This is a genomic window from Streptomyces sp. PH10-H1, from assembly GCF_030063355.1.
Classification (GTDB): Bacteria; Actinomycetota; Actinomycetes; order Streptomycetales; family Streptomycetaceae; genus Actinacidiphila.
On record NZ_JASISZ010000026.1, the window covers coordinates 19067 to 39654 of the forward strand.

The 20588-nt window shown below is 71.4% G+C and carries 17 protein-coding genes and 1 pseudogene; 3 read left to right on the forward strand and 15 right to left on the reverse strand.

Going from position 1 to position 20588, the window contains the following annotated elements:
- The 8 genes and pseudogenes from QMK24_RS17570 to rimP all read right to left on the reverse strand — a co-directional run.
- Positions 1 to 1445 (reverse strand): annotated as a pseudogene (locus QMK24_RS17570) (serine protease); the annotation flags it as partial.
- A gap of 289 nt (positions 1446 to 1734) precedes the next feature.
- Positions 1735 to 2658: a tRNA pseudouridine(55) synthase TruB gene (gene truB / locus QMK24_RS17575; protein ID WP_283467056.1), complete on the reverse strand. Its 924-nt coding sequence runs from the start codon at positions 2656 to 2658 to the stop codon at positions 1735 to 1737.
- Positions 2655 to 3230 carry a 30S ribosome-binding factor RbfA gene (rbfA, locus tag QMK24_RS17580; RefSeq protein WP_283467057.1) on the reverse strand — a complete coding sequence of 192 codons (576 nt, stop codon included), beginning with the start codon at positions 3228 to 3230 and terminating at the stop codon, positions 2655 to 2657. The genes truB and rbfA overlap by 4 nt, the downstream gene beginning before the upstream one ends.
- A 60-nt stretch (positions 3231 to 3290) precedes the next feature.
- Complete coding sequence (locus QMK24_RS17585) at positions 3291 to 3584, reverse strand: DUF503 domain-containing protein (RefSeq protein WP_283467058.1); 294 nt, start codon at positions 3582 to 3584, stop codon at positions 3291 to 3293.
- Between the two features lie 145 nt (positions 3585 to 3729).
- On the reverse strand, positions 3730 to 6921 hold the full coding sequence (gene infB, locus QMK24_RS17590; protein WP_283467059.1) for a translation initiation factor IF-2: 3192 nt from the start codon (positions 6919 to 6921) through the stop codon (positions 3730 to 3732).
- 152 nt (positions 6922 to 7073) lie between these two features.
- A complete protein-coding gene (locus QMK24_RS17595; protein WP_283467060.1) occupies positions 7074 to 7373 on the reverse strand; it encodes a YlxR family protein in 300 nt (99 codons plus the stop codon).
- Positions 7374 to 7454: 81 nt separating this feature from the next.
- Positions 7455 to 8486 carry a transcription termination factor NusA gene (gene nusA, locus QMK24_RS17600; RefSeq protein ID WP_283467061.1) on the reverse strand — a complete coding sequence of 344 codons (1032 nt, stop codon included), beginning with the start codon at positions 8484 to 8486 and terminating at the stop codon, positions 7455 to 7457.
- A gap of 2 nt (positions 8487 to 8488) precedes the next feature.
- The gene (rimP, locus tag QMK24_RS17605; protein ID WP_283467062.1) at positions 8489 to 9034 is read right to left on the reverse strand and encodes a ribosome maturation factor RimP; all 546 of its coding nucleotides are present in this window, start codon (positions 9032 to 9034) and stop codon (positions 8489 to 8491) included.
- Between the two features lie 195 nt (positions 9035 to 9229).
- On the opposite strand from rimP, the gene QMK24_RS17610 reads away from it, so the two are divergent.
- The 3 genes from QMK24_RS17610 (at position 9230) to QMK24_RS17620 (ending at position 11293) form a co-directional block, all read left to right on the forward strand.
- Positions 9230 to 9802, forward strand: a complete 573-nt coding sequence (locus QMK24_RS17610) for a hypothetical protein (RefSeq protein ID WP_283467063.1) — start codon at positions 9230 to 9232, stop codon at positions 9800 to 9802.
- Positions 9803 to 9805: 3 nt separating this feature from the next.
- The gene (locus QMK24_RS17615) at positions 9806 to 10234 is read left to right on the forward strand and encodes a ferritin-like domain-containing protein (RefSeq protein WP_283467064.1); all 429 of its coding nucleotides are present in this window, start codon (positions 9806 to 9808) and stop codon (positions 10232 to 10234) included.
- Between the two features lie 114 nt (positions 10235 to 10348).
- Entirely contained in the window at positions 10349 to 11293 is a 945-nt protein-coding gene (locus tag QMK24_RS17620) for an aminoglycoside phosphotransferase family protein (protein ID WP_283467065.1), read from the forward strand.
- Positions 11294 to 11328: 35 nt separating this feature from the next.
- Here the strand turns inward: QMK24_RS17620 and QMK24_RS17625 are convergent, their stop codons facing one another.
- From QMK24_RS17625 to QMK24_RS17655, 7 genes are all read right to left on the reverse strand, one after another.
- Positions 11329 to 13014 (reverse strand): proline--tRNA ligase, encoded by a 1686-nt coding sequence (locus QMK24_RS17625; RefSeq protein ID WP_283467066.1) that lies wholly within the window; start codon positions 13012 to 13014, stop codon positions 11329 to 11331.
- Between the two features lie 70 nt (positions 13015 to 13084).
- Positions 13085 to 13648 carry a GNAT family N-acetyltransferase gene (locus QMK24_RS17630; protein WP_283467067.1) on the reverse strand — a complete coding sequence of 188 codons (564 nt, stop codon included), beginning with the start codon at positions 13646 to 13648 and terminating at the stop codon, positions 13085 to 13087.
- 16 nt (positions 13649 to 13664) lie between these two features.
- A complete protein-coding gene (locus QMK24_RS17635) occupies positions 13665 to 14510 on the reverse strand; it encodes a GNAT family N-acetyltransferase (protein ID WP_283467068.1) in 846 nt (281 codons plus the stop codon).
- Between the two features lie 197 nt (positions 14511 to 14707).
- On the reverse strand, positions 14708 to 15862 hold the full coding sequence (ispG, locus tag QMK24_RS17640) for a flavodoxin-dependent (E)-4-hydroxy-3-methylbut-2-enyl-diphosphate synthase (RefSeq protein ID WP_283467070.1): 1155 nt from the start codon (positions 15860 to 15862) through the stop codon (positions 14708 to 14710).
- Positions 15863 to 15956: 94 nt separating this feature from the next.
- Positions 15957 to 17276 (reverse strand): M50 family metallopeptidase, encoded by a 1320-nt coding sequence (locus tag QMK24_RS17645; protein WP_283467072.1) that lies wholly within the window; start codon positions 17274 to 17276, stop codon positions 15957 to 15959.
- Positions 17273 to 18520: a 1-deoxy-D-xylulose-5-phosphate reductoisomerase gene (dxr, locus tag QMK24_RS17650; RefSeq protein ID WP_283467073.1), complete on the reverse strand. Its 1248-nt coding sequence runs from the start codon at positions 18518 to 18520 to the stop codon at positions 17273 to 17275. The genes QMK24_RS17645 and dxr overlap by 4 nt, the downstream gene beginning before the upstream one ends.
- Positions 18521 to 18583: 63 nt before the next feature.
- Positions 18584 to 20524 (reverse strand): acyl-CoA dehydrogenase family protein, encoded by a 1941-nt coding sequence (locus QMK24_RS17655; protein ID WP_283467074.1) that lies wholly within the window; start codon positions 20522 to 20524, stop codon positions 18584 to 18586.
- Positions 20525 to 20588 lie beyond the last annotated feature (64 nt).

Below are 20588 nucleotides of genomic sequence, written 5' to 3' on the forward strand. Positions count from 1 at the left end.
GGGACCGGCTCCGGCACCGCGGGGTCCGGGAGGGCTGCGCGGATCTCGGCGAGCAGCCGGAGGGCGAGCGGGTGGGCGGCGTCGGTGTCGGCGAGGGCTCCGGACGGGATGCCGTACCGGGCACGGGCGCGGACCGCCTGCCGCTGCGGGAGGTCGCCGAGCCGTACGCAGGGCGGGAGGGCACGGGCCGGGGCGCCGGGCGGCACGGCCGACGGCGCCTCGGGCACCTGGAGCATCCCGGAGGGGAACAGGGCGCCGGCCCGCTCCCAGTATTCGGGCCTGCACGCCACGATCAGCCGCACACCCCCGGCGCGCAACCAACTCGCCGTCCCTGCCGTCCAGTCGGGCAGCGCGTGCGCGAGGACGGGCGGCATCTCCTCCGGGCCGTCCAGGAGTACGAGCAGCGGGCGGCCCGCCGACCGGGCCAGGTCCGCGACCGCGTCGGGGGAGGCGACGGGCGCCTCGCCCCTGCTGCCGCCGGCCGCCGCGGACACGATCCGCGCGGCGGTGCGCAGTGAGCGTTCCACCGCGTCCTTCAACCCGCCGTCGCCGGGCCGCAGTTCGGCGCCGCGCAGCCACACCGTGGGGGCCGGCCCGGCGCCCCGGGCGCGGCGGGCGGCCAGCGCCGCCAGTTCGGTGGTGCGGCCGCAGCCGGGGTCGCCGACCAGACCGAGGACGAGCGGTCCGCGGTCACCGCCGCGGCTGAGGAAGTCGCGCAGCTCCTCCTCCGTCTCCGGCCTGGCGACCGGCTCGCGCCATTCGCGCGGTACGGCCGCCGAGCCGACCGAGGTGGCCGTCAGCTGCAGTGCGCCCGCGAGATTGAGGTGCGGGCCGTAGGCGGGCACGGTGGCCGCGTTGCGGGCGAGCAGCTCCGCCAGCGGCCCCTCGTGGGGCCGCAGCGGGACGGCGAAGCCGCCCGCGCGGTGCCCGGCGTGCAGCGCGGTGGCGATCACGGCGAGCACGGCGCCGGTCTCCGCATCGAGGACGGGGCTGCCCGACGCCTGCGGGTGGACACGCAGGACCTCGGGGGTGTCGAGGGCGAGTTCGTAGACCTCGTCGAGGAGGTGGAAGCGGTCGGTCGCGGTGTAGGTGACGGACGCGGTGCCGACGACCACGGCATCCGTCCAGCTGCGGGCCCGCACCCGCACCCGGCGTTCGGGGTGCGCGGGTCCGGTACCGGCGACCGGCAGCGGCCGGGGGGTGATTCCCTCGGTCGCGACCAGCGCGAGCCCCAGCTCCGGCAGCGGGGTGATCGCCTCCGAGCCGACGAGGCAGACCTGGTCCCCGGGTGCGTGCAGCACGAGCCGGGCGAGGCCGTCGACGGCCTCGTGGCTCGTCAGCAGGGTGCCGCCGAGGTCCGCGAGGAATCCTGTGCCGCGCGGCCGTCCGGCCAAATCGCAGACGCGCACCAGCGCGTCGTCAGCATCGCAGGGCCGCACCGCCATCCGCGTACCTCCCCGCTGGTCAACCGCCTTTTACGGTATGCCCACGGTGATCGGCCGCTAGTGATCGCGTACCCAACGCGCCCCCGTACACCCCCGTGGTTCACTCCGAGCGCCCGCCCGATGGGGTGAATTCTTGGTGTGCGGCGGATAGGAGTACCGGAAGGAGGGGGATCGTGGAGCGCGCGTCCGTGCGGGGACAGGGTCGTGCGCTCCACGATGGGGCGCAGCCGGCCGGGTCATCGCGCACCGGAACGATCATGCGGTCCGAGGAGTCGTGCGGGCCGAAGCGTCAGACGAGGACCGCGAGGATCTTCGTCTCTCCGTCCCGGTCCTCGATGAGGGCGAGGAAGCGGCCGTCGGGGCCGAAGGCCGCGTGGGGGCCGGCGGCGAGGCCGCCGGTCTTGAGGCGGACGCCGTTGACGAGCAACCGGGCCTGTTCCGCGTCCACGTCCCAGCGGGGGAACGCTGCGGCGGCGGCCTCGCCGATCGGCAGGACCTCGAAGGCCTCCGCGCCTTCGGCCTGGTACGTCGCTTCGAGCGCGTCCACGGTGCGGGCAGAGCTCAGGTCGTACGGACCCACCCGGGTCCGCCGCAGGGCGGTCAGATGGCCTCCGGTGCCCAGATCGGCGCCGAGATCACGGGCCAGGGCCCGGATGTAGGTGCCGGACGAGCACTCGACGGTGACATCGAGGTCGAGGACCGCGGTGCCGTCCTCGGCCACCGCCTCCCGGACGTCCTGGACGGTGAAGGAGGAGATCGTCACCGGACGGGCGGGAAGCTCGAAGTCCTCGCCCTCCCGCACCCTGGTGTACGACCGCACACCGTTGACCTTGATGGCGCTGACCTTCGAGGGCACCTGCTGGATGTCCCCGGTGAGCTTCGCGATCCCGGCGTCGACGGCCTCACGGGTGACGCCCACCGCCGGCGCGCTCGCGGTGACGTCGCCCTCGGCGTCATCCGTCACGGTGATCTGGCCGAGCCGGATCGTCGCGACGTACTCCTTGCGGGTGAGCGCGAGGTGGCCGAGCAGACGGGTGGCCTTCTCGACGCCGATGACGAGCACTCCGGTCGCCATCGGGTCGAGGGTGCCGGCGTGCCCGACCCGCCGGGTGCCCGCGAAACGGCGGATGCGGGCGACCACGGCGTGCGAGGTGAGCCCGGCCGGCTTGTCGACGATCACTAGACCGTCCGGGCCCTGGCCTTTGCGCTTCATGCGGTCGCGGGGCCCTTTTCGTCGGCTTCGGTGCCGGACTTCGCGTCCGAAGAGTCCGCGGAGTCCGCAGCATCGGCGGCGTCCGCGGCATCCGCCACGTCCACCGCTTCGTCGTCCTCATCGTCGTCGTCATCGAGGTCGACGTCGTCGTCCTCGGCCGGCTTGCGGTACGGGTCCGCCTCGCCCGCGTACGACGCGTCGGTGGCGGCCTTGCGCACCTGCTCGTCGGAGGCGCGGGCCCTGGCCAGCAGGTCGTCGATGGTCTTCGCGTTCTCCGGAAGGGCGTCGGCGACGAACGCCAGGCTCGGGGTGAACCGCACCCCGGTCTGCCGTCCGACCTCGGAGCGGAGGACGCCCTTGGCGCTCTCCAGAGCGGCGGCGGAGGCCGCCCGCTCCTCGTCGTCGCCGTAGACCGTGTAGAAGACGGTCGCCTCCCGCAGGTCACCGGTGACCCGGGTGTCCGTGATCGTCACGTAGCCGAGCCGCGGGTCCTTGATCCGCCGCTGCAGGGTTTCCGCGACCACGACCCGGATGCGGTCGGCCAGCTTGCGCGCCCGCGCGGTGTCGGTCACTTGTCCGTCTCCTTCTTCGTTACTGCTCTTGTCTTCGAGGCGCCGCCGACCGCCGGAAGGTCAGTCGTCGTCGCCGTGGATCCGCTGCCGTGCCGACAGCAGTTCCACCTCGGGCCGGGCGATCATCCATCGCTCGCACCGGTCGAGTACGTCTTTGATGTGTCCGAGATCCCCGGACACGACCGCGATGCCGATCTCGGCCCTGCGGTGAAGGTCCTGCTCGCCGGTCTCCGCCACACTGACCGCGAACTTGCGGTGCAGCTCGGCGACGATCGGGCGGACGACGGACCTCTTCTCCTTGAGCGAATGTATGTCGCCGAGGAGGAGGTCGAAGGACAGCGTTCCTGCATACATGGGCGACAGGGCAAGCCGCCCTGGGGGGCCTCGTCGTTACGCCCCTGGTGACAGCGGCGATCCATGTTGTGAACGGTACACGCAACGGCCGGGGCCGATCGACGGATTATCTCCGCCGACCGGCCCCGGTCGTGAGCTACGACGATCAGCCGCGCGGCTTCTCGCGCATCTCGTACGTCGCGATGACGTCGTCGACCTTGATGTCGTTGTAGCTGCCGAGGTTGATACCGCCCTCGTAGCCTTCCCGGATCTCGGTGACGTCGTCCTTGAAGCGGCGCAGACCCTCGATGTTGAGGTTCTCCGCGATGACCTTGCCGTCGCGGAGGAGTCGCGCCTTGGTGTTGCGCTTGACCTCGCCCGAGCGGATGAGGACACCGGCGATGTTGCCCAGCTTGGAGGAGCGGAAGACGTCGCGGATCTCGGCGGTGCCGAGCTCGACCTCTTCGTACTCCGGCTTGAGCATGCCCTTCAGGGCCGCCTCGATCTCATCGATGACCTGGTAGATCACCGAGTAGTACCGGACGTCGACACCCTCGCGCTCGGCCAGCTGCGTGGCGCGGCCTTCGGCGCGCACGTTGAAGCCGATGACGATGGCGTCGGAACCCGATGCCAGGTTGATGTCCGACTCGGTGACCGCGCCCACACCGCGGTGCAGGATGCGCAGGTCGACCTCGGCACCGACGTCCAGCTGCATGAGCGAGGACTCGAGCGCTTCGACCGAACCGGACGCGTCGCCCTTGATGATGAGGTTGAGCTGCTGCACCAGACCGGCCTGCAGGGCCTCGTCCAGGTTCTCCAGGGAGAACCGGACACCCTTGCGGGCGAACGCCGCGTTCCGCTCACGAGCGGCACGCTTCTCGGCGATCTGCCGGGCCGTGCGGTCGTCGTCGACAACGAGGAAGTTGTCGCCGGCGCCGGGCACGTTGGTGAGACCGAGCACCATGACCGGAGTCGAGGGGCCCGCTTCTTCCAGCGTGTTGCCACGGTCGTCGAGCATCGCGCGGACTCGGCCGTACGCGTCGCCGACCACCATCGTGTCGCCGATGCGCAGGGTGCCGCGCTGCACGAGCACGGTCGCCACGGCGCCGCGGCCGCGGTCGAGATGAGCCTCGATCGCAATACCCTGCGCGTCCTGCTCCGGGTTGGCCCGCAGGTCGAGCGAGGCGTCCGCCGTGAGGACCACGGCCTCCAGCAGGCTGTCGATGTGCAGGCCCTGCTTGGCGGAGATGTCGACGAACATGGTGTCGCCGCCGTACTCCTCGGCCACCAGGCCGAACTCGGTCAGCTGACCGCGCACCTTGACCGGGTCGGCACCTTCGACGTCGATCTTGTTGACCGCGACCACGATCGGCACACCGGCTGCCTTGGCGTGGTTCAACGCTTCGATCGTCTGCGGCATGACACCGTCGTTGGCCGCCACCACGAGGATCGCGATGTCGGTCGACTTGGCACCACGGGCACGCATGGCGGTGAACGCCTCGTGGCCGGGGGTGTCGATGAAGGTGATCTTGCGCTCTTCGCCGTTGACCTCGGCCGCGACCTGGTAGGCACCGATGTGCTGGGTGATGCCACCGGCCTCGCCCGCGACCACGTTGGTCTTGCGGATCGCGTCGAGGAGCCGGGTCTTACCGTGGTCGACGTGACCCATGACGGTGACGACCGGCGGACGGGAGACGAGCTCTTCCTCGCCGCCTTCGTCCTCGCCGAACTCGATGTCGAAGGACTCGAGCAGCTCGCGGTCCTCCTCCTCCGGGCTGACGATCTCCAGGACGTAGTTCATCTCGTCGGCGAGCAGCTGCAGCGTCGCGTCGGGAACCGACTGCGTCGCTGTGACCATTTCGCCGAGGTTCAGCATCACCTGGACGAGCGACGCCGGGTTGGCGCCGATCTTCTCGGCGAAGTCGGTCAGCGAGGAACCACGACGCAGGCGCACCGCGGCACCGTTACCGCGAGGCAGCAGCACGCCGCCCACGGACGGAGCCTGCATGCTCTCGTATTCCTGGCGCCTCTGACGCTTCGACTTGCGGCCACGGGCCGGACGGCCGTTCGGGCCACGGCCGAAGGCACCCTGCGTGCCACCACGGGCGTTGGGGCCGCCGGGGCGTCCACCGAAGCCACCGGGACGGGGGCCGAAGCCACCGCCACCGCCGGGTGCGCCACCGGGACGCGGGCCGCCGAAGCCGCCGCCGCCCGGACGGGCGCCGGGACCTGCCGGACGGCCGGCGAAGCCGCCGCCACCACCGGGACGAGCACCGGGACCACCGCTGCCGCCACCGGGACGAGCACCGGGACCACCGCTGCCGCCGCCGGGACGCGCGCCGGGACCGCCGGAACGGCCGCCGGGGCCGCCGGACGGGGCGGGACGCTGCGGCATCATGCCCGGGTTCGGGCGTGGGCCGGAGCTCTGCGGGCGGGGCATGCCACCGGGAGCCGGACGACCGGCACCGGCGGGACCGCCCTGACCACCCGGACGCGGGGCGCCGCTGTGGCCACCGCCAGGACGAGGCGCGCCACCGGGACCACCCTGGCCTGCCGGACGAGCGGGACGCTCGCCGCTGGGGGCACCCTGGCCGCCGCCGTGGCCGCCGCCGGGACGCGGGGCGCCACCGGGACGCTGCATGCCGGTGGAGCCGCCGGAGGTGAAGGGGTTGTTGCCCGGACGGGGACCGGCCGGACGCGCGCCACCGGGACGCGGGGCGCCGGGGGCACCCTGGCCGCCCGGACGGGCCGGACGCTCGCCACGCGGCGCGGCGTCACGCTGACCGCCGTCACGGCGCTCTTCGCGCTGCGCGGGGGCCGGACGTGCCGGACGCGGGCCGGGAGTGGCACCCGCGGGGCGCGGCGCGGAGGACGGAGCCGTCTGAGCGGCCGGAGCCGCGGACTGCTGCGTCTGCTGGGCCGGCTCGGGGGCTGAGAACTCCGCGACCGGGACCGGAGCCGCCGGAGCGGGCTTCGGGGTGACCGGGGCCGGCTTCGGACCCGGACGGGGGCCGGCCGGCGTGGAGCCGGTGCCCGTGGCGGCCGGAGCCGCCGGGGTTACGGGGGCGTCCGCGGCCGGCTTGGGAGCCGGCGCAGCGGGACGGGCCGGCGCACCCGGGGTGGGGGCGCCAGGCTTGGCAGGCGTCGCCTTGCGGGGCGCGCCGGGCTTGGCAGCGGGCTTGGCGGCGTTCCCGCCACCGGGCCCCTGCAAAGCGTCAGTCAACTTGCGAACAACCGGCGCCTCGATCGTCGAGGACGCCGAACGTACGAATTCACCAAGTTCTTGGAGCTTGGCCATGACGACCTTGCTCTCAACTCCGAACTCCTTGGCGAGTTCGTATACCCGGACCTTAGCCACTTCGCTCCTTTTAGGTCCGGGGTGATCGTCCGCCGGACCGTCGCTACTTCATGCTCGTACTCATCGCGTACTCATCGAGTGGTGCTCATCGCAATCTCGACCTACTTCCGACTCGCGAGGTACCTGACCGCACGGAAACCCGTGCCGTTCACTTACGGTGCCGCCACCTCGGCGGGCTTGGTGTTCTGCTCGACGTACCGGCGGAGTTCCGCGGTGTCGAACGTCTCCTTGGACCTGAAGGCCCTGGAGAAGGCCCGGCGGCGAACCGCCAGGTCGAAACAGACCAGGTCAGGGTGCAAGTGAGCACCCCGACCGGGCAGCGTACCGCGAGGATCGGGGACGCACGCGTCCCCGCTCACCGCCACACGCAGCAGATCGTTCTTGGCCACCCGTTCCCGGCAACCCACACAGGTTCGCTCAGGGCACGCTCGTGAACGCGTCCGGCCAGACACTGCTAAGTCTACCTCCCCGCGCCGACCTCACCCCTTCGGGTTAGTCTACGCACGGTTGTTCGATTGGTCGTGGGTTGACGTTCAGTCCCGCGAAGCGTCCGATACGTCCGGTTCATCCGCATCGGAAGCGGCACCGGCCGGCTCGATGTCCGGGTGGATGTCGATCCGCCAGCCGGTCAGCCGGGCGGCGAGGCGGGCGTTCTGCCCTTCCTTGCCGATCGCGAGCGACAGCTGGTAGTCCGGCACGGTCACCCGGGCCGAACGGGCCGACATGTCCACGACCTCGACCCGGGACACCCGGGCCGGCGACAGCGCGTTCGCCACCATGTCGGCCGGGTCGTCCGACCAGTCCACGATGTCGATCTTCTCGCCCTGCAGCTCCGCCATGACCGCCCGCACCCGGGAGCCCATCGGGCCGATGCACGCACCCTTGGCGTTCAGCCCCGACCGGGTGGAACGCACGGCCATCTTCGTACGGTGGCCGGCCTCGCGGGCGATCGCCTCGATGACGACCGAGCCGTCCGCGATCTCCGGGACCTCCATCTTGAAGAGGGCGCGCACCAGGTTGGGGTGCGAGCGCGACAGCGTCACCGACGGTCCGCGCACGCCCTTGGCGACGCGGACGACGTAGGAGCGCAGCCGGGTGCCGTGCTTGTAGTCCTCGCCCGGGACCTGCTCCTGCACCGGCAGGATGGCTTCCATCTTGCCGATGTCGACGAGCACGTTCTTCGGGTCCTTGCCCTGCTGGACCACACCGGAGACGATGTCGCCCTCACGGCCGGCGTACTCGCCGAACGTGATGTCGTCCTCCGCGTCGCGCAGCCGCTGCAGGATGACCTGCTTCGCGGTGGAGGCGGCGATCCGGCCGAACCCGGAGGGGGTGTCGTCGAACTCGCGGGGCTCCTCGCCCTCGGCGACCTCGGACGGGTCCTCCTTCGCCCACACGGTCACATGCCCCGACGTGCCGTCCAGCTCCACCCGCGCCCGGCGATGGCTGCCCGGTTCCCGGTGGTAGGCGATGAGGAGCGCCGACTCGATCGCCCCGACCAGCAGGTCGAACGAAATCTGCCTCTCCTGCACCAAACCCCGCAGGGCCTTCATGTCGATGTCCACGGCTACGCCTCCTCAATGCTCTCGTCGCTGTCGGTGTCGGCGTCGTCGGCCGTATCCGCTGCGTCGTCCTTGCCCTTGCGGTTGAACTCGATCTCCACCCGGGCCTTCGCGATCTCCGCGAACTCCACCCGGCGCGGCTTGGGCTTGCGCCCCTTGACGCCCGGGACCTCGAGGTCGAGGCCCGCGTCATCCAGCGCCATGATCCGCGCGACCAGCTCTTCATGGTTCGTGAGGGTCAGCTTGACCAGCCTGCCCTCGTTGCGGCGGAAGTGCCGCGGCGTGGTGAGCGGCCGGTCGGTACCCGGCGAGCTGACCTCCAGGACGTATTCGCCCTGTCCCATCGCGTCCGTGTCGTCGAGTACCTGGGCGATTTCCCGGCTCAGCTCGGCGACCGCGTCGAGGTGCACGCCGTCGTCGGAATCCACCACGACCATCAGCTGCCGTCGGCTGCCCGCCGCGGTCACAGTGATCTCTTCCAGATCCAGACCCGTCTTGGCGACGAGCGGCTCCAGCAATCCGCGCAGCCTCTCGCTCTGGGTGGTGCTCATCCGGGTGACTCCTCGGCCGCGTGTGCTGTTGTATGGAAGGTCGCGTGTCGCCCCAAAGCCTATCGGTTCCGACACCGGATCGACGATTCGGCGGCGGCCGTGCCCCGCCACTGCCCCCTGAACGGCCGTGATCGCCCGGCCGGGTCCCGGCCCCGCCCGGTACGCTCTGGTCGGTGATCACGGGAGGGGCGCGCGGTGACGGGCACAGTGACGGGCAGACGGACGGTACTCGCCTCGGCGGCCGGGGTGCCGCTGACGATCGGCGCGGGAGGGCTGGCAGCGCTGGCCGGGGTCGCCTCCGGCTGCGCCGGCGGCGCGGCGGCCACGCCGGAGACGCGGCAGAGCGCCGCCCCCGCCGTACCGGGAGCGGCACTGCGGGCGCGGGCCGCCCGGGACAGCACCGAACTCCTCGCGCGGTACGACGGCCTCATCGCCGCACGGCCGGAACTCACCGCGCGGCTGGCGCCGCTGCGGGCCGAAGTCGCCCGGCACGCGCAGGCGTTCGGCAGCGGCGGCAGCTCGCCGAAGCCGTCCCCGGCCACCGGCGGCGGCACGCCGTCCGGCACCCCCAGCGCCTCCGGAACCTCCGGAACCTCCGGAACGACCGCCGCGCCCGCCGCTCTCGGAGCGCTCGCCGAAGCCGAACGCCGGCTCGCGGACGCCCGTGCGACTGCGCTGCTCGACGCCCCGCCCGAGCTCGCCCGGCTCCTCGCCTCGGTGGCCGCCGCCGGGGCCGCACACGTGATCCTGCTGACGGGGAAGGGCTGAACGATGAACCGGCAGACGCTGGACGCGGTCCAGGCGGCGCTCGCCGCCGAGCATGCCGCCGTGTACGGATACGGGGTGATCGGCGCGCGTATCACCCGTGCGCCGGCCTCCGACGCCCGCGCGGCCTACGACTCCCACCGGGCCCGCCGTGACGCGCTGAGCCGGACCGTACGGGACCTCGGCGCCGAACCCGTGCCCGCGGACGCCGGGTACGCGCTGCCGTTCCCGATATCCGACAGCGCCGCGGCCGTACGGCTGGCCGCCGTCATCGAGGACCGGGTCGCCGGTGTGTACGGGGACTTGGTGCGCGCTGCCACCGGTGATCTGCGCCGTGACGCGGCGGGCGCGCTGCGCGAGGCGGCGGTGCGTGCCGTTCGGTGGCGCGGCGGCAGCGTAGCCTTCCCCGGGTTGGCCGAGCGGAGCGCGCCGTAAGGGCCACGCCGCCGGGCACCATGCCGGGGCTGCACGGCACGGCAGAACGGGAAGGCATCTCCCCGCGGGGACGCAACGCCGCCTGAGAAGGATCCACGGAGGGACAGCACAACCATGGCTTCAGCACCGCAGCCCGGGGGCCCCGGCACCGTACCGCTGGACCCGCCCGAGCGGCTGGTCCGCACGATCGGTGCCTGGGAGGGCGACGCCGGCCGGGACTGGCTGGCGGCGCTGCCCGGCCGGCTGGCCGGGCGGCTGGAGCAGTGGGAGCTGCGGCCGGAGCGGGTGTTCACCCCCGGTGGCCAGATCAGCATGATCGTGCTCGTCCGGGCGGCCGACGGGACCCCGGCCGTACTCAAGCTGGGCATGGTCACCCCCGAGACGGAACACGAGCACGCCGCACTCGCGCACTGGGACGGCCGCGGCGCGGTCCGGCTGCTGCGCGCCGATCCCGCCGAGGGCGCGATGCTGCTGGAGCGGCTCCAGGGTGAGGTGTCCCTGCGCTCGCTTCCCGAGCCGAAGGCGATGCTCGAGGCGACGGCCACCCTCCAGCGGCTGTGGGTTCCCGCGGGCGACGGCCACCCGTTCACCTCGGTCGCCGACTACACCGCCGGCCTCGCCCGGCACCTTCGCGAGCGGCGCGAGCAGCCCTACGCGGCGGATGTGCGCCCCCTCATCGACGAGGCCCTGGGCCTGCGGGAGCAGCTGCTGGCCACCCCGGTCGAGGACGTGCTGCTGCACGGCGACTACCACCACGGCAATGTGCTGGCCGCCGAGCGCAGCCCCTGGCTGGCCATCGACCCCAAGCCGCTGGTCGGCGACCGGGCGTACGACCTGGCCTGGCTCGTCCGCGACCGGGTGGAGACGCTGGCCGCCTCCCCCGGCCCCCAGGCCGCCGCCCGGCGCCGGGTCGCCAAGCTCGGCGCCGCGCTCGACGTCGACCCGGGACGGCTGCGCGGCTGGAGCTACTTCCGCGCCGTCGAGGCGGGTGTCTGGTCGCTGTCCGTCGGCGACCTCCAGGGCGGCGAGCTCCTGCTGGAGTTCGCGAGCTGGCTGTAGCGAATTCAGCCCGTCCGGCACTCCAGCAGCACACCTCAGGCGGTCAGCCTGGCCAGCGCCTCGTCGATCGTCAGCTCGACCCGCTCACCGGACCGGCGGTCCTTCAGCTCGACGACGCCCTCGGCCGCGCGCCGGCCGACGACCAGGATCTGCGGGACGCCGATGAGTTCCGCGTCGGTGAACTTCACCCCCGGTGAGACCCCGGCGCGGTCGTCGAGCAGGACGCGGACGCCCGCAGCGTGCAGCTTGTCGGCGACTTCGAGCGCCAGCTCGGTCTGCAGGGCCTTGCCGGCCGCGACGAGGTGCACATCGGCGGGCGCGACCTCGCGCGGCCAGCACAGGCCCTGGCCGTCGGCGGTCTGCTCAGCGAGCGCGGCGACCGCGCGGGAGACCCCGATGCCGTAGGAGCCCATGGTCACCCGTACCGGCTTGCCCTGCCGGCCGAGCACATCGAGCTGGAAGGCGTCGGCGTACTTGCGGCCGAGCTGGAAGATGTGGCCGATCTCGATGGCCCGGTCGAGGCGCAGACCGGCGCCGCAGCGCGGGCAGGGGTCGCCGGGCCGCACGGTGACGACGTCGAGGTACCGGCCGACCTCGAAGTCACGGCCGCAGACGATATTGCGCGCGTGGGTGCCGGCCTTGTTGGCGCCGGTGATCCAGGCGGTGCCCGGGGCGATGCGCGGGTCGGCGATATAGGGGATGTCCAGGCCCTGCGGGCCCACATAGCCGCGTACGAGGTCCGGGCGGCCCTCGAAGTCCTCGGCGGTGACCAGCTCGACGACGGCAGGGGCGAGGTGCTCGCCGAGCTTGCCGAGGTCGACCTCGCGGTCACCGGGGACCCCGATCGCGGTGATCTCTCCGTCGACCTTCACCAGCAGGTTCTTCAACGTGGCGGACGCCGGGACGCCCAGGTGCGCGGCGAGGGTCTCGATGGTCGGGGTGTCGGGGGTGTCCAGATCCTCGACGGGACCGTGGTCCACGCCCTCGACGGGCGGTACGACCGTGGTGACCGCCTCGGTGTTGGCCGCGTACTCGCAGGCCGGGCAGTCCACGAAGGTGTCCTCTCCGGCCTCGGCGGGGGCGAGGAACTCCTCGGACGCGGAGCCGCCCATCGCACCGGAGACCGCCGACACGATCCGGTAGTCGAAGCCGAGGCGGGTGAAGATCTTGATGTACGCGTCGCGGTGCGCCCGGTACGCCTCGGCCAGGCCCTCGTCCGTGGTGTCGAAGGAGTACGAGTCCTTCATCTGGAACTCGCGGCCGCGCAGCACACCGGAGCGCGGGCGGGCCTCGTCCCGGTACTTGGTCTGAATCTGGTAAAGGATCACCGGCAGGTCCTTGTAGGACGCGCACTGGTCCTTCACCACCTGGGTGAAGATCTCCTCGTGGGTCGGGCCGAGGACATAGTCCGCGCCCTTGCGGTCCTTGAGCTGGAAGAGCAGATCGCCGTACTCGCCCGCGCGGCCGGTCGTCTCGTAGTGCTCACGCGGCAGCAGCGCGGGCAGCAGGACTTCCTGTCCGCCGATGGCGTCCATCTCCTCGCGGACGACGCGGGAGACGTTCTCCAGGACCCGCTTGCCGAGTGGCAGCCAGATCCAGACGCCCGCCGAGGAGCGGCGCACGAAACCGGCCCGGACCAGCAGCTTGTGGCTCGCGGTCTCGGCGTCGGCCGGGTCGTCGCGCAAGGTCTTGAGCATCAGACGGGACATGCGCAGGACCATGGGGGCTCTCCAGGGGATCGATGGGGATTCCCGCGAGGATATCCAGCCCGGTGTGCGGTGCGGTAATGCGTTAACGGTTGCCCAGGGTGCCCGGGCCGCCCGGGCGGCGCAGCGGCAGCGGGGCGCCCATCACCGCGTACGGGCTCGTGGCGCTGGGGAAGTGCACGGGACGCGCCAGGTCCTCGTAGCCCAGCGCGCGGTAGAGGCGGCGGGCGGGGCTCTCGACGTCGATCGCGGAGAGGATGCTGCGCGGCTCGGCGGCCGTGTCGGTGATGGTGGTGATCAGCTCCCGGCCGATGTGCTGCCCCTGGTAGGCAGGCAGGACGTGCAGTTCGGTGATGACGAAGGAGCCGTCGAGCCAGTCCTCGGTGCCGCGGTGCCGCATGTACGGCTGGACGACCGTGGACCACCAGTGCGCGCGGTCGTTGGGCATGCCGTAGACGAAGCCGACGAGCCGCCCGTCGTCGGTGGTGGCGCCGAGGGCGCGCGCGCCGGGGTAGGCGAGATGCCGCAGGACGATCTGGCGGCGGATGGCGATCTCGTCGTCACCCAGCCCGAAGGCGAGCGCCTGTACGGCGAGAGCCTCGTCGACCCGGGCCGCGAGGTCGAGGCGGCCGACCGCGACATTCTCCATGGGCGGAGACATTACGTCAGAACAGCACGCTCATGAAGGCGCCGACCTCGGTGAATCCGACCCTGCGGTAGGAGGCACGGGCAGCGGCGTTGAAGTCGTTGACGTACAGGCTGGCGACCGGGGCCACATCCCGGAGCGCGTAGTGCAGCACGGCGGCCATCCCGGCCTCCGACAGGCCCCGGCCCCGGTGCTCGGGGGCGACCCAGACGCCCTGGATCTGGCAGGCGTGCCGGGTGACGGCGCCGATCTCGGCCTTGAAGACCACCCGGCCGTCCTCGATCCGGGCGAACGACCGCCCGGCGGTGACGAGTTCGGCGACGCGGGCCTGGTAGAGCAGCCCGCCGTCCCCGGCGAGCGGGGAGACGCCGACCTCCTCGGTGAACATGGCCACGCACGCGGGCATGATCACGTCCATCTCGTCGCGCCGGACGCGCCGGACGAGGGGATCGGGCGGGATGCCGGCGGGCAGCGCCCGGGTGGTCATCAGCGGCTGACGGCCGCGGACCTCCCGGGCGGGGCCCCAGATGGGTTCGAGCAGGGACCACAGTTCGGTGGTGGGCTCGGCGGGCCCGACGATCGACGAGCAGCGGCGGCCTGCCCTGCGGGCCCGCTCGGCGAAGGCGCGTACGGCTTCGGGGCCGGCGCAGATCGGCACCAGGTTCGCCCCGGCGTAGCACAGGGAGGTGAGCCGGCCGCTCGAATACCAGCCCCACATCTCGCCGCCGAGCCGCCAGGGGTCGAGGCCCGCGACGTTCACACGGGAGGCGACGAACGCATTGGCCACGGGATCGCGGTCGAGCACTTCGAGGGCGGCGTCGAGCTCGCCTGCCTCAAGGACCTTGGCGGTCGTCGTCGTCAACACGTGGGCGCCTCACCTACAGGCCGCGGGGGGGCGGGGGCACCCCCGGCCGGTGGCTGGGGGCAGATCTTCGCACTTTACCTCGCGGAGGCGGGTTCCGCGGAGGTGAGGCGGGCCACTCCCCCGGGCCGCCGGACGGGCCCAGGCCCGTCCGGCCGGTGCGGATCCGTACCGGCCGGGGTCGCCGGACGGGATCCGGGTCAGCTCACGCTGACCTGGGGCTCGCCGGAGCCGAAGCCGTCGGCCTCCATCTGCTCGGCGATCTTCATCGCCTCTTCGATCAGGGTCTCCACGATCTTCGACTCCGGCACGGTCTTGATGACCTCGCCCTTCACGAAGATCTGGCCCTTGCCATTGCCGGACGCGACCCCGAGATCGGCCTCGCGGGCCTCGCCGGGACCATTCACGACACAGCCCATGACCGCGACCCTGAGCGGGACCTCCATGCCCTCAAGACCGGCGGAGACCTGGTCAGCGAGCTTGTAGACATCGACCTGGGCGCGGCCGCAGGACGGGCAGGAGACGATCTCCAGGCGCCGCTGCTTGAGGTTCAGCGACTCCAGGATCTGAATGCCGACCTTGATCTCCTCCACCGGCGGAGCGGAGAGCGAGACCCGGATCGTGTCGCCGATGCCCTCACTCAGCAGCGCCCCGAAGGCGACGGCGGACTTGATGGTGCCCTGGAAGGTGGGACCGGCCTCGGTGACGCCCAGGTGGAGGGGGTAGTCGCACTTGCTCGCCAGCAGCCGGTAGGCGTTCACCATCACGACCGGGTCGTTGTGCTTCACCGAGATCTTGATGTCCCGGAAGCCGTGCTCCTCGAACAGCGAGCACTCCCACAGCGCGGATTCCACCAGCGCCTCGGGGGTGGCCTTGCCGTACTTCTCCAGCAGCCGCTTGTCGAGCGAGCCCGCGTTGACGCCGATCCGGATCGGGGTGCCGACCGAAGCCGCCGCCTTCGCGATCTCCTTGACCTTGTCGTCGAACTGCTTGATGTTCCCGGGATTGACCCGGACCGCCGCGCAGCCCGCGTCGAGCGCCGCGAAGACGTACTTCGGCTGGAAGTGGATGTCGGCGATCACCGGGATCTTCGACTTCTTCGCGATGGTGGCGAGCGCGTCCGCGTCGTCCTGCGTCGGGCACGCCACCCGCACGATCTGGCAGCCCGACGCCGTCAGCTCCGCGATCTGCTGCAGCGTCGCGTTCACGTCCGCCGTCACCGTCGTCGTCATGGACTGGACCGAAACCGGCGCGTCCCCGCCCACCGCAACCGACCCGACCTGGATCTTGCGGCTGACGCGGCGGTCGGCGAGCTTGATCGGAACGTCGGGCATTCCGAGCGAAATCGCGGTCATGTCTTGGCATCCCCAAGGGTGTGGAACAAGGTCCCGGCGTGGGCGGGCTCCGTTTACCGAGGTTACGGCAACCCGCCCACGTCTCCCGCATCCGTCAGGACAGCGTCACCGGATTGACGACATCGGCGACGAGGACCAGGGCCGTGAAGCAGATGAAGATGCCCGCCACGACATAGGCGACCGGCATCAGCTTGGCCACGTCGAAGGGGCCGGGATCCGGGCGGCGGGTCACCCGGGCGAGCTTGCGGCGCAGGGACTCCCACAGGGCGCCCGCGATGTGGCCGCCGTCGAGCGGGAGCAGCGGGAGCATGTTGAACAGGAACAGCGACAGGTTCACCCCGGCGAGCAGGTTGACCATGATGCCGATCTGTTGCGTCGCGGGAATCTTCAGCGAGAAGACCTCGCCGCCGATACGGGCGACGCCGACCATGCCGACGGGCTGGTCGATGGTGCGTTGCTTGCCCTCGAAGGCGGATCCCCACAGCGCGGGGATCTTCGAGGGGATGTCGGCGATGCCGCGGATCGAGTTCTTGGTCATCGAGACCATGCGGTCGACGGACTCGCCGAGGGTGAGGGTCCTGACGCCGTTGGCCGGGCTGAAACCGAGGAATCCGGCGTCCACGTACTGGCCCTTGACCGGGGAGCCGTCGCTGTCCTTCTTGTTCACGGTGTTCTTGACCAGGTTCGGGTGCAGAGTGAGCTGCTTGCCGTCCCGTACGACCCCGACGGTGGCCGGGCCGATCGTGTCCCGGATCCGGTCGGACAGACTGTTCCAGTCACTGACCGGCTGCCCGTTGAAGGAAACGATTCGGTCGCCCGCCTTGAAGCCGGCGGCCTTGGCGGGCGGGGCGGGCGCGTTCTTGGGACAGACATCGGCCTTGGTGGCCTTGTCGGTCACGGCGGATGCCTTGACCACGCACTCCGCGACGCTGCCGATCGAGGTGGTCGCCACATTGCCGCCGATGCCCATCAGGGAGACCGCGAAGAGCGCGACCGCGAGGATCAGGTTCATGAACGGGCCGGCGAACATGACGATGACGCGCTTCCACGGCTTGCGCGTGTAGAACATCCGCGTCTCGTCGCCGGGCTGCAGCTCCTCGTACGCGGCGGAGCGGGCGTCCTCGATCATGCTGCGCCAGGGCGAGGTGGAGCGGGCGGTGACCTTGCCGTCGGCGCCGGGCGGGAACATGCCGATCATGCGGATGTAGCCGCCGAGCGGCACCGCCTTGAAGCCGTACTCGGTCTCGCCCTTGTGCCGCGACCAGATCGTCGGGCCGAAGCCGACCATGTACTGCGGCACGCGGATCTTGAAGAGCTTGGCGGTGGAGAGGTGGCCGAGCTCGTGCCAGGCGATGGAGAACAGCAGGCCCACGACGAAGATGACTATCCCGAGGCCCCACATGAGTGCCGTCATACCCGCGCTGCCTCCGTTGCCAGTTCCCGTGCGCGGGCCCGTGCCCACGCTTCCGCTTCAAGGACGTCCTCGACGGTCAGCCGAGTTCCCGGATCCGGGTGGCCGTGTTCCTCGACCACCCGGGCGACGGTGTCCACGATCCCGGTGAACGGCAGCCGGCCCGCGAGGAAGGCTTCGACGCATTCCTCGTTCGCCGCGTTGAACACCGCCGGTGCGGTGCCACCGAGGCTACCTACATGTCGCGCCAATGCCACTGCCGGGAACGCGTCGTCGTCCAGCGGGAAGAATTCCCACGTCGACGCCTTGGACCAGTCGAAGGCCGGCGAGGCGTCCGGCACCCGCTCGGGCCAGCCGAGACCGAGCGCGATGGGTCCGCGCATGTCGGGCGGGCTGGCCTGGGCGAGGGTGGAGCCGTCGGTGAACTCCACCATCGAGTGGATGTACGACTGCGGATGGACGACGACCTCGATCCGGTCGAAGGGGATGTCGTAGAGCAGATGCGCCTCGATGACCTCCAGACCCTTGTTGACCAGGGTCGCGGAGTTGATCGTGATGACCGGGCCCATGTCCCAGGTCGGGTGGGCGAGCGCGTCCTCCGGGGTGACGCCGGCGAGCTCCTCCTTCGTACGGCCGCGGAAGGGGCCGCCGGAGGCGGTCACGATCAGCTTGCGGACCTCGGCGCGGGTGCCGCCCATCAGGGCCTGGAAGAGCGCGGAGTGCTCGGAGTCCACCGGGATGATCTGGCCGGGCTTCGCGAGCGCCTTCACCAGCGGGCCGCCGACGATCAGCGACTCCTTGTTCGCGAGGATCAGCACCCGGCCGGCCTCCAGCGCGGCGAGCGTGGGGTGCAGCCCGATCGAACCGGTGATGCCGTTGAGGACCGAGTGGCACTTCATGGCGGCGAGCCGGGTCGCGGCGTCGGGGCCCGACAGGATCTCGGGGAGCGGCTCACCGGCGCCGAAGCGGTGGACGAGCGCCTGCCGCAGCGGTACGACGGCGTCCTCGTTCGCCACCGCGACGGACCGTACGCGCAGCTGGTGAGCCTGCTCGGCGAGCAGCTCGATCCGGCCGCCGGCGGCGGACAGGGCCACCACGCGGAAGCGGTCGGGGTTGCGCAGCACCACGTCGATGGCCTGGGTGCCGATGGACCCGGTGGAGCCGAGGATCACGATGTCCCGGGGTCCGTCGGTGGCGGCGGCGGCCGCGAATTCGCGGTGATGCGGGTCTGCGAGGGAGTCCGTCATCCTCCCATTGTGGCCGCATCCCCTGTCGGTTCCGACAGGGGATGCGGGGATCGGGCGCGGGTGTCAGTGGATGGGGCGGTGGACGTTGTCGGTCGTGGCGGGGCCCGGGGTGGCGTCGGCGATCCAGGGACCGTCACCGCTGAGGTCGACGATGCCGGCCTCCAGCCAGGTGTAGGTGCCGCCGAGCACCCCGTCGACGACCTTGCGGTCGAGGTCGTCGGTGTTGGACGACAGCCGACCGAAGAGCTCCTCGACACGGATCCGGGACTGCCGGCAGAAGGCGTCGGCGAGCTGGTACGCGGCCCTGCCCTCCTCCCCCGAGGTGCGCAGCATCTCGGCGCGTACGCAGGCGGCGCTCATCGCGAAGAGCTCCGCCCCGATGTCGACGATGCGGCCGAGGAAGCCCTGCTTGGTCTCCATCCGGCCCTGCCAGCGGGACATGGCGTAGAACGTGGAGCGGGCGAGCTTGCGCGCGCTGCGTTCGGTGTAGCGCAGATGGGTGGCCAGGTCGGGGTAGCCGGGCGGATGGAACTCTGCGTAGGACATGGGGAGTTGGCCAGCTCCGGCCACGAGCTTGGGGAGCCAGCGGGCGTAGAAGCCGCCGGCCTTGGCACCTGCCCTGGCCTTGTCGCCGAGGCTCTTGTCGGGGTCGATGAGGTCGCCCGCGACGGACAGATGGGCATCGACGGCCTCGCGGGCGATCAGCAGGTGCATGATCTCCGTCGAGCCCTCGAAGATCCGGTTGATGCGCAGATCGCGCAGCACCTGCTCGGCGGGGACGGCACGCTCACCGCGGGCGGCGAGCGACGCGGCGGTCTCGAATCCGCGGCCGCCGCGGATCTGCACGAGTTCATCGGCCATGAGACAGGCCATCTCGCTGCCGTAGAGCTTGGCGAGAGCGGCTTCGATCCGGATGTCGTTGCGGTCCTCGTCGGCCATCTGCGACGACAGGTCGACGACGGCTTCGAGGGCGAAGGTGGTCGCCGCGATGAAGGCGATCTTCGAGCCGACCGCCTCGTGCTTCGCGATGGACTTGCCCCACTGCTCGCGGACCAGGGACCATTCGCGGGCGATCTTCAGACACCATTTGCCGGCGCCGACGCACATCGCGGGCAGCGAGAGACGGCCGGTGTTGAGGGTGGTGAGGGCGATCTTGAGCCCGGCGCCCTCGGGGCCGATCCGGTTCTCCGCCGGGACGGTGACCTGGTGGAAGCGGGTGACGCCGTTCTCCAGGCCGCGCAGCCCCATGAAGGCGTTGCGGTGCTCCACGGTGACGCCGGCGGAATCCGCCTCGACGACGAAGGCGGTGATGCCGCCCTTGTGTCCCTCGGACTTGGGCACCCGGGCCATGACGACCAGCAGATCGGCGACGACGCCGTTGGTCGTCCAGAGCTTGACGCCGTCGAGGATGTACGCGGAGCCGTCCTCGGTGGGGACCGCGCTGGTCGCCAGCCGGGCCGGATCGGAGCCGACATCGGGTTCGGTGAGCAGGAAGGCGCTGATGTCGGTGCGCGCGCAGCGCGGAAGGAACTTCTCCTTCTGCTCCGTGGTGCCGAACATCTTGAGCGGCTGCGGTACGCCGATGGACTGGTGCGCGGAGAGCAGCGCGCCGATGGAGGCGTTGGCGGAGCCCACGAGGGCCAGGGCCTTGTTGTAGTAGACCTGGGTGAGGCCGAGGCCGCCGTACTTCGTGTCGATCTTCATGCCGAGCGCGCCGAGCTCCTTGAGCCCGTTGATGACCTCGTCGGGGATCTGCGCCTCGCGTTCGATGCGGGCCGCGTCGATCTTCTTCTCGCTGAATTCCCGGAGCTTCGCGAGGAACTCCTCGCCGCGCTGGACGTCCTCGGGCGCCGGCATGGGGTGGGGATGGATCAGGTCGAGCCTGAATCGGCCCAGGAACAGTTCCTTGGCGAAGCTGGGCCTCCGCCAGTCCTGTTCGCGGGCGGCCTCGGCCACCTGCCGGGCCTCGCGTTCAGAAACATTGCGTGCGGATGGTGCGGTCAAGAGGGCTCACCTCGCCGCGGAGTCGGGTACGTGCGGGCGCGGTCGGTTACCGACCGGTGCTACT